Source organism: Hypericibacter sp., assembly GCF_050729195.1.
Lineage (GTDB): Bacteria > Pseudomonadota > Alphaproteobacteria > Dongiales > Dongiaceae > Hypericibacter.
This window is the reverse complement of record NZ_JBOHKS010000264.1, coordinates 19,230-30,846: the sequence shown is the minus strand read 5'-3', so window position 1 is coordinate 30,846 and position 11,617 is coordinate 19,230. Positions and strand designations below refer to the sequence as shown.

At 65.8% G+C, this 11,617-nt stretch carries 9 protein-coding genes and 2 tRNA genes; all 11 read right to left on the bottom strand.

Annotated elements, in window-relative coordinates; translation table 11 throughout:
- On the bottom strand, nucleotides 1-2,423 hold a 2,423-nt coding region (gene lon / locus ACREE8_RS21440), incomplete at its 3' end, for an endopeptidase La (RefSeq protein ID WP_431575053.1).
- A gap of 219 nt (nucleotides 2,424-2,642) precedes the next feature.
- Complete coding sequence (gene clpX / locus ACREE8_RS21435; protein ID WP_431575052.1) at nucleotides 2,643-3,911, bottom strand: ATP-dependent Clp protease ATP-binding subunit ClpX; 1,269 nt, start codon at nucleotides 3,909-3,911, stop codon at nucleotides 2,643-2,645.
- A 197-nt stretch (nucleotides 3,912-4,108) separates the two neighbouring features.
- Complete coding sequence (gene clpP / locus ACREE8_RS21430; protein ID WP_431575054.1) at nucleotides 4,109-4,762, bottom strand: ATP-dependent Clp endopeptidase proteolytic subunit ClpP; 654 nt, start codon at nucleotides 4,760-4,762, stop codon at nucleotides 4,109-4,111.
- A gap of 52 nt (nucleotides 4,763-4,814) precedes the next feature.
- The gene (gene tig, locus ACREE8_RS21425; RefSeq protein ID WP_431575051.1) at nucleotides 4,815-6,146 is read right to left on the bottom strand and encodes a trigger factor; all 1,332 of its coding nucleotides are present in this window, start codon (nucleotides 6,144-6,146) and stop codon (nucleotides 4,815-4,817) included.
- Nucleotides 6,147-6,257: 111 nt separating this feature from the next.
- Nucleotides 6,258-6,342, bottom strand: a tRNA-Leu gene (locus ACREE8_RS21420).
- 119 nt (nucleotides 6,343-6,461) lie between these two features.
- Nucleotides 6,462-6,935 (bottom strand): GNAT family N-acetyltransferase, encoded by a 474-nt coding sequence (locus ACREE8_RS21415; RefSeq protein WP_431575050.1) that lies wholly within the window; start codon nucleotides 6,933-6,935, stop codon nucleotides 6,462-6,464.
- 12 nt (nucleotides 6,936-6,947) lie between these two features.
- Nucleotides 6,948-8,378, bottom strand: a complete 1,431-nt coding sequence (locus ACREE8_RS21410) for an NAD(P)H-hydrate dehydratase (protein ID WP_431575049.1) — start codon at nucleotides 8,376-8,378, stop codon at nucleotides 6,948-6,950.
- A gap of 71 nt (nucleotides 8,379-8,449) precedes the next feature.
- Entirely contained in the window at nucleotides 8,450-9,253 is an 804-nt protein-coding gene (locus ACREE8_RS21405) for an HpcH/HpaI aldolase family protein (RefSeq protein ID WP_431575048.1), read from the bottom strand.
- A complete protein-coding gene (locus ACREE8_RS21400; RefSeq protein WP_431575047.1) occupies nucleotides 9,250-10,752 on the bottom strand; it encodes a tetratricopeptide repeat protein in 1,503 nt (500 codons plus the stop codon). The genes ACREE8_RS21405 and ACREE8_RS21400 overlap by 4 nt, the downstream gene beginning before the upstream one ends.
- Before the next feature lie 67 nt (nucleotides 10,753-10,819).
- Nucleotides 10,820-11,230 (bottom strand): nuclear transport factor 2 family protein, encoded by a 411-nt coding sequence (locus tag ACREE8_RS21395; protein ID WP_431575046.1) that lies wholly within the window; start codon nucleotides 11,228-11,230, stop codon nucleotides 10,820-10,822.
- A gap of 112 nt (nucleotides 11,231-11,342) precedes the next feature.
- Nucleotides 11,343-11,419, bottom strand: a tRNA-His gene (locus ACREE8_RS21390).
- Between the last annotated feature and the right edge of the window lie 198 nt (nucleotides 11,420-11,617).

The window sequence follows — 11,617 nt, the reverse complement described above, 5'->3', positions numbered from 1 at the left end:
TAATGCTTGACGTCGGGCTGTACGGGTGCCTTTCCGGACTCCCGCACGGGCAGCTTCTCGCCACCGCCGGACGCCGCCGGGCTCAGCGGACGTTCGAGCGCCAGGTCCAGCACCTCATCGATCCAGCGCACCGGCACGATCTTCATGCCCTGGGTGACGTTGGCCGGGATGTCGGCGAGATCCTTGCGGTTCTCCTCCGGAATGATCACGGTGGTGATGCCGCCGCGGATCGCCGCCAGCAGCTTCTCCTTCAGCCCGCCGATCGCCGACACGCGTCCGCGCAGAGTGATTTCGCCGGTCATCGCCACGTTGGCGCGCACCGGATTCTTGGTCAGTGTGGAAACCAGCGCCGTGGCCATGGCGATACCCGCGCTGGGGCCGTCCTTGGGCGTGGCGCCATCGGGCACGTGCAGATGCACGTCCTGCTTCTGCAGGAAATCGGTATCGATGCCCAGGCTTTCCGCGCGCGAACGCACCACCGACAAAGCGGCCGAAGCGGATTCCTTCATCACATCGCCCAACTGACCGGTCAGGGTCATGCCGCCCTTGCCGGGCACCAGGCTGACTTCGATCTGCAGCAGGTCGCCGCCGACTTCGGTCCAGGCCAGGCCGGTGACCAGGCCGATCTCGTTCTGCTCCTCGGCGCGGCCGTAGTCGAAGCGGCGCACGCCCTGGTATTTCTCCAGGTTTTTGGAAGTGACGCTGATGGCGGCGGTTTTCTTTTTCGCGGGCTTCGGGCCGGCCAAGGCGATCTCCTTCACCACCTTGCGGCAGATCTTGGCGATCTCGCGCTCCAGATTGCGCACGCCCGATTCGCGGGTGTAATAGCGCACGATGTCGCGGATGGCGCTCTCGGCGATCTTCAGTTCCTCGGGCTTCAAGCCATTGGCCTTGAGCTGCTTGGGAATCAGATAGCGCTCGGCGATATTGAGTTTTTCGTCCTCGGTGTAGCCGGGGATGCGGATCACTTCCATGCGGTCCAGCAGCGGACCGGGGATGTTGAGCGAGTTGGCGGTGGCCACGAACATCACTTCGGACAGGTCCAGATCCACTTCCAGGTAGTGGTCGTTGAAGGCGTTGTTCTGCTCCGGATCAAGCACTTCCAGCAGGGCCGACGACGGATCGCCGCGGAAGTCCATCGACATCTTGTCGATCTCGTCCAGCACGAACAACGGATTCTTGGTGCCGGTCTTGTTGAGGTTCTGCACGATGCGGCCCGGCATGGAACCGACATAGGTACGGCGATGGCCGCGGATCTCTGCCTCGTCGCGCACGCCGCCCAGCGACATGCGCACGAAGTTGCGGCCGGTCGCCCGCGCGATCGACTTGCCGAGCGAGGTCTTGCCCACGCCCGGAGGTCCGACCAGGCAGAGGATCGGCCCCTTGATCTTGTTCATACGCTGCTGCACCGCGAGATATTCGAGGATGCGCTCTTTCACCTTCTCGAGACCGTAATGGTCGGTGTTGAGCACCTTCTCGGCGAGCCTGATGTCGCGCTTCACCTTCGTGGGCTTCTTCCACGGAATCGACAGCATCCAGTCGAGGTAGTTGCGCACCACCGTCGCCTCGGCCGACATCGGGCTCATGGAGCGGAGCTTCTTGATCTCCCCCATGGCCTTCTCGCGCGCTTCCTTCGAGAGCTTGGTCTTGGCGATCTTCTCTTCGATCTCGGCCAGCTCGTCGCGGCCGTCCTCGCCCTCGCCCAACTCCTTCTGAATCGCCTTGAGCTGCTCGTTCAGATAGTACTCGCGCTGGGTCTTCTCCATCTGGCGCTTCACGCGGCTGCGGATGCGCTTCTCGACCTGCAGCACGCCGATCTCGCTCTCCATGAAGCCATAGACGCGCTCGAGGCGCTGCCCGACGGAGGTGGCCTCCAGCAGGTCCTGCTTCTCGGGGATCTTGAGCGAGAGATGCGACGCGACGGTATCGGCGAGCTTGCCGGGTTCCTCGATCTGGTTGATCGAGACCAGCACCTCGGGCGGCACCTTCTTGTTCAATTTGATGTACTGCTCGAACTGCGAAACCACGGTCCGGGCCAGGGCCTCGATTTCCTTGGTGTCGCCGGCTTCTTCCTCGAGCGGCTCGGCAAAGGCCTCGAAGAACGCCTCGTTCTCCGTGTATTTCAGGATGCGCGCACGCTTGCCGCCCTCGACCAGCACCTTCACGGTGCCGTCGGGAAGCTTCAGCAACTGCAGCACGGTGCCGAGCGTGCCGACGGTGTAGATGTCGGCGGTGGTGGGGTCGTCCTGGGCCGCATTCTTCTGGGTGACGAGCAGGATCTGCTTGTCATCCTTCATCACGTCCTCGAGCGCGCGCACGGACTTCTCGCGCCCGACAAACAGCGGAACGATCATGTGCGGAAACACGACAATGTCCCGCAAGGGTAGGACTGGATAGAGTGTGCCGTTCTGGGTTTCGATCATGATTCCTCTTCGGGGGTCACCCGTCGGCCGGGGTGCTGAGAAGGCACCACCAAGCCCAAACTATATCCCGATTCTCACATCACAGATGGTGAAAAACCGGCGATCTTCAAGGATGTGCTGGAAAGGCGACGTTGTTTCCGGGGCTTGCGAGCCAAGCCCGTTTGGTTACCCGGAAACACGTCCGAGGGAGAGGCGGCCCGCAGAACGCGGGCCTGCCCGTCAGGCGGTGCTGCCAACGTCTTCGCGCCGGTCAGTGTAGATGTAGAGCGGCTTGGCGTTGCCCTCGACCACCTCGCGGCCGATGACCACGCTCTCGACACCCTCGCGGCTCGGCATCTCGAACATCGGGTCGAGCAGAATGTTTTCAAGGATCGAGCGCAGGCCGCGCGCACCGGTCTTGCGCAGAATCGCCCGCGCCGCGACACCCTTGAGCGCGTCATCGGTGAATTCGAGGCGGATGTCTTCCATCTCGAACAGACGCTGATACTGCTTCACCAACGCGTTCTTGGGCTTCGTCAGAATGTCCATCAGCGCGGACTCGCTCAGGTCGTCGAGCGTCGCCACGACCGGCAGACGGCCGACGAATTCCGGAATCAGGCCGAACTTCAGCAGATCCTCGGGCTCGACATCGCGCAGGATCTCGCCCGTCTGGCGCTCGTCCGGGCTGCGCACGTCGGCGCCGAAGCCGATCGAGGCGCCCTTGTTGGAGCGCTGCGAGATGAGCTTCTCGAGGCCGGCGAAGGCGCCGCCGCAGACGAAGAGGATGTTGGTGGTGTCGACCTGCAGGAACTCCTGCTGCGGATGCTTGCGCCCGCCCTGCGGCGGCAACGAGGCGATGGTGCCTTCCATGATCTTCAGCAGGGCCTGCTGCACGCCCTCGCCCGACACGTCGCGGGTGATCGATGGGTTGTCCGACTTGCGGCTGATCTTGTCGACCTCGTCGATATAGACGATGCCGCGCTGCGCGCGCTCGACATTGTAGTCGGCGGCCTGCAGCAGCTTCAGGATGATGTTCTCGACGTCCTCGCCGACATAGCCGGCCTCGGTCAGCGTCGTCGCGTCGGCCATGGTGAAGGGCACGTCGATGATGCGTGCCAGCGTCTGGGCCAACAGCGTCTTGCCGCAACCGGTCGGACCGACCAGCAGGATGTTCGACTTCGCCAGTTCGACGTCGTTCGACTTGCCGGTGTTCGAGAGGCGCTTGTAGTGGTTATGGACCGCCACCGACAGCACGCGCTTGGCGTGGTCCTGGCCGATCACATAGTCGTCCAGGACCTTGCAGATGTCCTGCGGCGTGGGCACGCCGTTGCGCGACTTGACCAGCGTCGTCTTGTGCTCTTCACGGATGATGTCCATGCAGAGCTCGACGCATTCGTCGCAGATGAAAACGGTGGGCCCGGCGATGAGCTTCCGGACCTCATGCTGGCTCTTGCCGCAGAAGGAGCAGTAAAGCGTGCTCTTACTATCGCTGCCGCTGGATTTGTTCATGAACGAACCGCTCGATCCCGATACGCCAACTCAACGTGAAATGTTAGCCGCAGCCTTCGCCGTGACACAACGCCCAATTTCTCAATCAACGCCTGGGGTTGCCGCCTCGTTCCCCCGCGCCGACGGGCCGACTCGTCGAGCCTGAGCCGCCACGGTCTTGGGATAGCACCGGTACGGTCAATAACTCGTTAATCCCTTCAGGCACTTGCGCCGGTGGTCTCATCGGCGTCGGCACCCGGGCGCTTGTCCACGACCTCGTCGATCAGGCCGAACTCCTTGGCCTTTTCCGGAGTCATAAAATTGTCCCGCTCCATCGACTCTTCAACCTTGTCCAGCGGTTGGCCGGTATGTCTGGCGTAGATGGCATTGAGCCGGGCCTTCACCGCCAGGACCTCGCGGGCATGGATCTCGATGTCGGTCGCCTGGCCCTGATAGCCGCCCGAGGGCTGATGGATCATCACCCGCGCATTGGGCAGGCAATAGCGCTTGCCCTTGGCGCCGGCCGTCAGCAGCAGGGAGCCCATCGAGGCCGCCATGCCGATGCATACAGTGGACACGTCGGAACGGATGTACTGCATCGTATCGTACATCGCGAGACCCGAGGTCACGACGCCGCCCGGCGAGTTGATATAAAGCGAGATGTCCTTCTTCGGATTCTCGGCCTCGAGGAACAGCAGCTGGGCGCAGACCAGGCTCGACACCTGATCGTTCACGGGGCCGACGAGGAAGATGATGCGTTCCTTGAGCAGGCGCGAATAGATGTCGAAGGCGCGCTCGCCCCGGTTGGTCTGCTCCACCACCATGGGCACAAGCAGATTGGTGTAGGTCTCGACGGGATCGCGGTCGTAGATCATCGGGTTCGTCCTTTAAGCCCCGAATCGGGGCGCCTTCCGACAGCTTGCCTCAACTCTTCGCCGGTTGGTCGTCGAAAGTGACTTCGGCGAGAGGCACCTTGCGCTCCGAGACCTTGGCCTGCTCGAGGATGTGGTCCACGACCTTCTCTTCGTAGAGGGGCGCGCGGATCTGGGCCAGGGCCTCCGGCGTGCGCTGGTAATATTCGATCACCTTACGCTCGCTACCGGCATACCGACTGGCCTCCGCCATGATGGCGCGGCCAATCTCGTCATTGCTCACTTCTATATTGTGCGCCCGTCCCACTTCGGAAAGGAGCAGCCCGAGCTTCACGCGGCGTTCCGCGATCTCGCGATATTCCTTCTTCAGCTGCTCTTCGTCCTTGTTGGTGTCCTCGGGGTCGAGGCGGCCCGCCTGGCGGTCGGCCACGATCTGCTGCCAGATCGCATCGAACTCGGTATCGACCAGGCCCGGCGGAAGGGTGAAGTCGTGACCCTCGGCCAGCTTGTCAAGAAGCTGGCGCTTGAGGCGCCCGCGCGACAGCGATCCGGAATCGCGTTCGAGGCGGCTCTTCACCTGCGCCTTGAGAGCGTCGAGGGATTCGAGGCCGACCGACTTGGCCAGCTCGTCATCGACCGCGACCGTCTGGGGCTCGCGCAACTCCTTGATCGTAATGTCGAACTTGGCGGCCTTGCCGGCCACTTCCTGGCTCGGATAGGTCTCGGGGAAGGTCACGTCGATGGTGAAGCTCTCGCCCGGCTGGTGACCGATGACCTGGTCCTCGAAACCGGGGATGGTGCTGTTGGATCCCAGCTCCAGATAATGCCCCTCGGCCTTGCCGCCCTGGAACGGCACGCCATCGATCTTGCCTTCGAAGTCGATGACGGCGACGTCGCCCGACTGGGCGGCGCGCGGTGCCGCGACCGGCTGGCTGCGCTTCTGGTTGGCGGCAAAACGATCCAGCGCTTCGGCGATGTCCTGATCGGTGACGTCGGCGCTGAGGCGCTCGAGCTCGAGGGAGGAGAAGTCCATCGGCTTGATCTCGGGCATCAGCTCGATCGCGAGATTGTACTCGACGTCCTCGCCTTCGGCGCCCTTGGTGATCTCGATGCGGGGCTGACCCGCGGCCTTGAGGCCGCGCTCGTTCAGCACCTGGAAGCTCGCATCCTGAACCGTGTTCTGGATCACCTTGCCGCGCACGGATTGACCGAAGCGCTGCTTCAGCACCGGCATCGGCACCTTGCCGGGACGGAAGCCCGGCAGGTTGGCCTGACGGCCATATTCCGCGAGCTCGCTTTCGATCTTCTTCTCGAAGTCTCTCGCCGGAATGACGATCTTGAACTCGCGCTTGAGACCTTCGTTGGCCGTTTCAGTAACCTGCATCGAACCCTGTCCGTGTCATCGGTGTCGCCCGCGCCGGCGGGGCAGTGGCAAGGCCACCCTAGACTGGCGCGAGCATCTGGCCTGAAGAATTCAGACCCGTTTGCTCTGACGTGGTGCGGGCGGAGGGACTTGAACCCCCACGACTTGCGTCACCAGAACCTAAATCTGGCGCGTCTACCAGTTTCGCCACGCCCGCTGACGGGAGGCGCGGCGGCTCCGGCCTAGTTTGCCACCGCAGGGCGCGGTGTATAGCACAGATATCCCAGGCACAATAGGAAATCACCGGGCCCTGGAAGCCTTACGAAACCTGGGGAATCAGCGCGAAAAACGGATCCAGGCGCCGGCCGTATCCCAGCCCCATTCCGTCGCCCGCCAGCCCCGACGTTCGTAGAAGGTACAGCCCTTTCGATTGCGCTCGTCGCATTTCAGCGAGGCACGGCCCGCGGTCGCGTAAAGCGCCCGGTCCAGGAGCGCGCTGCCGAGCCCCAGCCCGTGGAAAACCGGGTCGACGAACAGGCTGTGAACGAACTGGCTGGGCATGAAAACCGAGATCAGCCCGGCCACCTGCCAGCGGCAGGGTGCGGTTTTCGAGGTCGGAGCCGCGACCTCGGCCACCCAGAGCTCCTCGCCCCGGATCGAGCGGTCGAAATCGGCTTCGGTCACGGTGCCGGGCGGTTCCCAAGGGAACGCGACCTGCTGGGCCACGACGAAGATGCGGGCGCAGTCATCGCGATCGCGCGCCTCGTAGGCACGCAGCCGGGGCCAGGGCCGCGGGCTTGAAGGAGCCATGAGGATCGCGCCCTAACCGTCTAGTTTCTTGAGAAGATCGGGCAGCGCTTCAGGCAGGTCCTCAGCAATCAGCCCGCGCCCGATGGCCGATCCCGCCGCGCCATGCAGCCAGACCGCCGCGGCGGCCGCCTCAAAGGCCGGCAGGCCCTGCGCCAGGAAGGTCCCGGCAATCCCGGCCAGCACATCCCCGGTGCCCGCGCTGGCGAGGTCGGGCGGCGCATTGTCATTGATGACCGTGCGCCCATCCGGGGCCGCCACCACGCTGTCCGCCCCTTTGAACAGGACCACGGCGTCCAGGCGGGCCGCGGCGGCCCGGGCCCGGGCGAGCTTGCCGAGGTTGGCGCCCAGATCGGGGAACAGCCGGGCGAACTCGCCTTCATGCGGGGTGATCAGGAGCGGTCCGCGGACCGCGGCAGCCAGGACGCCGGCCTGGCCGGCGAAGCTGGTCAGCGCGTCCGCATCGACCAGGCAGGCCCTGCCGGTGGCGAGAGCCGCCAGGACCAGCTCGCGGGTGCCCTCCCCGACCCCGCTGCCCGGTCCCACCACGCAGGCCGACATGCGGCGGCCTTGCATCACGCCTGCGAGGTCGGCGGCCTTGGGCAGAGGCAAGGTGATCAGGCCCGGCTGGTCGGCCGCATAGATCGACAGCGCCTCGGCGGGCGCGGCCAGACTCGCCATGCCGGCCCCGGCCCGCCGGGCCGCGCGGGCGACCAGCCGGCCGGCCCCGGTCATGACCCCACCGGCGATCACCAGCAGATGGCCCCGGGTGTATTTGTGATCTTCCAGCCGGGGATGGCGCAGCGCGCCGCGCCAGAGGGCCGGATCGTTGCGCCAGCATTGCGGCTGGATCTGATCCAGCACCGTGGCCGGGATGCCGATATCCGCCAGATGCACCTTGCCGGCGAGCGCCCGGCCCGGCAGCAGGAGATGACCCGGCTTCAGCCGGAAGAAGGTGACGGTCGCCCGGCAGCGCGGGGCGGCACCCAGGACCTGCCCGCTGTCGCCGTCGACGCCGCTCGGCACATCGACGCCGATGCAATCGAGGTCGAGGCGGTTGATCTCGTCGATCATGGCGCGCGCGATGCCATCGGGCGCCCGCGCGAGCCCGGCGCCGAACAGCGCATCGATCACGAGCGGCCGCCCGGCCAGCAGGGAGAGCTCGACCGGCGCCACCATCCCGGGCCATTGCGTCGCGGCGATGGCCGCGTCCGTGCCGGGCTTGGGCGCGCCCAGCCCCGCCAGGGTGACGGGCCATCCCGCGTTCTTGAGATGATGGGCGGCGACATAGCCGTCGCCACCATTGTTCCCGGGCCCGCAGAGGACGAGGACCGGCCGCGGTCCCCGGCTCGCGATCGCGAAGCGTGCCACGGCCTGGCCCGCCGCTTCCATCAGCGCATAACCGGATATGCCGCCGGCGATCGCCAGGCGATCGGCTTCGCGCATCTCGTCATTGCTCAGAAGCGGGCTGGCGTGTCGATCCGTTGGCGACGGATTGCCGGCCATGGAACCGGCTCTCAACTCGAACGCGGGGCGGGCTTGTAGCGCTCCACCTGGGCGCGAACGGCTTCGCGCAGGAGGGCCAGATCGGCGCTCCCGAGCACCAGCTCATAGCCGTCGGCGAAGAGGCGATCGGCGGCTCGCGAGGCCGTCGGGATCGTACCCAGCCAGCGCTTCGCCTTGCGGACGGCACCTTCCACCTGGACGATCGCGGCTTTCGCCTCGGGATGATCCGGCTGGCCCATATGGCCGAGGCTGGCCGAAAGGTCGTGCGGGCCGATGAAGCAGAGATCGATGCCCGGCGTGGCCGCGATCGCTTCGGCCTCGGCGACGCCGCGCGCGGTCTCGATCTGCGCGATCACCAGCAGCGCATCGTTGGCCTCGCGGATATAGTCGGCGGCGTTGAAGCCATAGGCCGAGGCGCGGATGACCGGCACCGCGACACCGCGATGGCCTTCGGGCGGATAGCGGCAAGCCGCGACGAAGGCCCTGGCCTCGGCGGCGCTGTTGATCGCCGGCGCCATGATTCCGTCGACGCCGAGATCGAGCGCCAGCTTGATAGGGACCGGATCCATCGCCGGCACCCGCACCAGCGTGTAGGCGCCGCCGGAGCGGATCGCGGTCGCCATGGCGTGCATGGTCTCGATGCCGATCGGGCTGTGCTCGGCATCGATCATCAGGCAGTCATAGCCGGCCGCGGCCATCATCTCTGCGACGCTGGGACTGCCGGAATTGAGGAAGCAGCCGAAGGCCTGGCCGCCGGCCTTGAGATGGGCCTTCAGCCCGCCCAATCGTGACGCGGGCGCCCGCGCATCGGTCAATTGACCACCACCATGCAACTGTCGCCGGGCGAACGCGACATCAGCTCGCCGCAGAGATTCTGCGCGCTGCCGCGGTCGGGCAAGGGCCCGCCGAAGACGCGATACCAGATGCCGGACTCGTCGCCGAGATCGACCTTCTTGATCAGCACCTGCAGCCGTCCGAACAGGTCGGGGAAGGTCGCCTGGAAACCCTGCCACTTGGCCCTGGCTTCCTCCTCCGTGCGCGTCGAGCTCAGCCACACCCGGACGGCGGGTCCGCTGCTGGCGGCCGGTTGTGTCGTCGTGGTCTGGGTCGCGGCGGTCGGCAGCGTCGCCTGTTGCGTCGTCGTGGGAGCTGTAACGGTCGTGGTCGGCAGGGTGATGGATGCCGTTGTCGAAGGCGCCGTCGCGGCGGTTGTCGAGGGCGTTGTTGGAACCGCTCCCGGCGTTGGAATGAAGGGCTTCGGCGTGGGGTTGAACGGATCTTCCACCGATGCCGAGGTGCTGGTGGTGCTCGGCTGGAATGGTTGAGGTTGCGGATTGAGGGTCGTGTTGGTTGTGGCGGTCGCCGCCGCCGGTGCCGTGGTGGCGGCCGTCACGGCCGTCGTCAGAGGTGAGGGCTGCACCGCGGTCGTCGTCGAGGGCGCGGTCGTGGTGGTCGCGGCCGATGCGGTCGTCGTCGCGGGCACCGTCTGCGCCGCTGCGGCGGGGGCTGTCGTCTGAACCGTCACGGTGGACGGCGCGGTCCCCTGCTCCGCCGCCTTGGCGGCGGCGTCGGCTTCCGCCTGGCGCTCCTTGTCGACCGACGATCCCTGCGCCCAGGCCGGCGCATAGCGCGTCTGTTCCGCCAGGATGTCCTTGTCGAGCGTGGCGAGGCGCTTTTGAGCGGCGGGGTTTCCGCCTTGGACGGCCTCCGTGTACCAGCGCTTCGCTTCTTGCAGATTCTTCGGCACGCCACGGCCGGCGCGATACATCTCGGCCAGGGCGTACTGAGCATCGGCCGAGCCTTGCGTCGCCGCCTGAGCGAACCACCAGGCGGCGTCGTTGAAGCTCTGGGTCAGGCCGCCCTCGCCCTTGTAATACATGAGGCCGAGATTGAATTCGGCCATGGGGTGGCCGCCTTCGGCGGCGAAACGCCAATAGCGCGCCGCCTGCTCCAGGCTCTGCGGCACGCCGCGTCCTTGCGCATACATCAAAGCGAGATTGTTCTCCGCCGCCGGCAGGCCCTGATCGGCGGCCTTCTGATACCATTTGACCGCTTCGGCATAGTCGCGCTTCTCGACGCCCGAGCCGATCTCATAGAGCAGGCCCATGCCATGCTGCGCCCGCGCGTCGCCGCCCTCGGCCATGGGGCGCCATTCCTTCGCCGCGGTATCGAAATCGCCCTTGTCGAAAGCCGCGAGCCCGGCCTCATAGCTCTCCGCCCGGGCCGGGGTCCCGGCCAGGATCGAGAGCAGGAGCGTTGCGATGATCAGGGCGGCACGCAAGGCGTAAGCCCGTGTCGGATATGCGCGAATCATGGGGCGCATGATGCCGTGGCCGGGAGCCACGCGCAATGCGACCCGCAGCTTGCGCGTGGATCTTGTCTCAATTCACCGGCCCGCCGGGTTCGTTGTCATTGTCGCTGTCGGCGGGCGGATCCTGACTGGTCGGTCCGGCCTGGTGATGCACCATTTTCCAGCGCCCGCGCTGGCGCACGAAACAATTGGTGGCAACCAGGAACCCCGCGCCGATCATCTCGAAACAGATGACGATGGCCGTGTCGCCATGCTGGAACACGCGCGGGTTTCGGCATTTTATGTCGGGTGCGTTACGGCCGGTCAGGATCGCGCGCCAGCTGGCCACGATGGTGTCGCGATCGGTCAGCGGCGCCCAACCGGGGTGGATGCAGACCACTGGCGCATCCTTGGCCCAGAGGTCTTCCATGGCGGCGGGGTCGCGATCGGCGAAGGCCCGGTAGAAGGCCTCGTTGGCGAACAGGATGGCGTCGCGATCCATCGTACCCCCAGAGGTCTCCCGCCGCCCGGTCCGGGGCCGCATCCCGCGCCGTCGCGGGGACCTTTCCGGCAGAAAACCTGTCGAGCCCACCGGCATAAAACTGAAGGAAAATTGGGGCGAGCGATGGGAGTTGAACCCACGACATCCAGATCCACAATCTGGCGCTCTAACCACCTGAGCTACGCCCGCCGCCGCGGCGGTTAAGTAAAGGGTGGCGGCGGTGCCGTCAAGCCGGCCGGCCGGTCCCTTCCCGGTCCCTCCAGGGTCCCGTTCCCGCCACACCCCACCCAAGCCTCGCAGGTAAGCGAAAAAACGTCGCGGTCAGGAAAGCCTGCTTCTCGGCGAACCGCGATTTAGGCTAGCCATTTGTGGTCTTGCGCGGGGGCA

What these genes read in the sequence shown, in the direction of transcription:
- clpX (WP_431575052.1), bottom strand. Translation starts at nt 3,911, where the DNA reads ATGAACAAATCCAGCGGCAGCGATAGTAAGAGCACGCTTTACTGCTCC.
- tig (WP_431575051.1), bottom strand. Translation starts at nt 6,146, where the DNA reads ATGCAGGTTACTGAAACGGCCAACGAAGGTCTCAAGCGCGAGTTCAAG.
- ACREE8_RS21415 (WP_431575050.1), bottom strand. Translation starts at nt 6,935, where the DNA reads ATGGCTCCTTCAAGCCCGCGGCCCTGGCCCCGGCTGCGTGCCTACGAG.
- ACREE8_RS21410 (WP_431575049.1), bottom strand. Translation starts at nt 8,378, where the DNA reads ATGCGCGAAGCCGATCGCCTGGCGATCGCCGGCGGCATATCCGGTTAT.
- ACREE8_RS21400 (WP_431575047.1), bottom strand. Translation starts at nt 10,752, where the DNA reads ATGATTCGCGCATATCCGACACGGGCTTACGCCTTGCGTGCCGCCCTG.
- ACREE8_RS21395 (WP_431575046.1), bottom strand. Translation starts at nt 11,230, where the DNA reads ATGGATCGCGACGCCATCCTGTTCGCCAACGAGGCCTTCTACCGGGCC.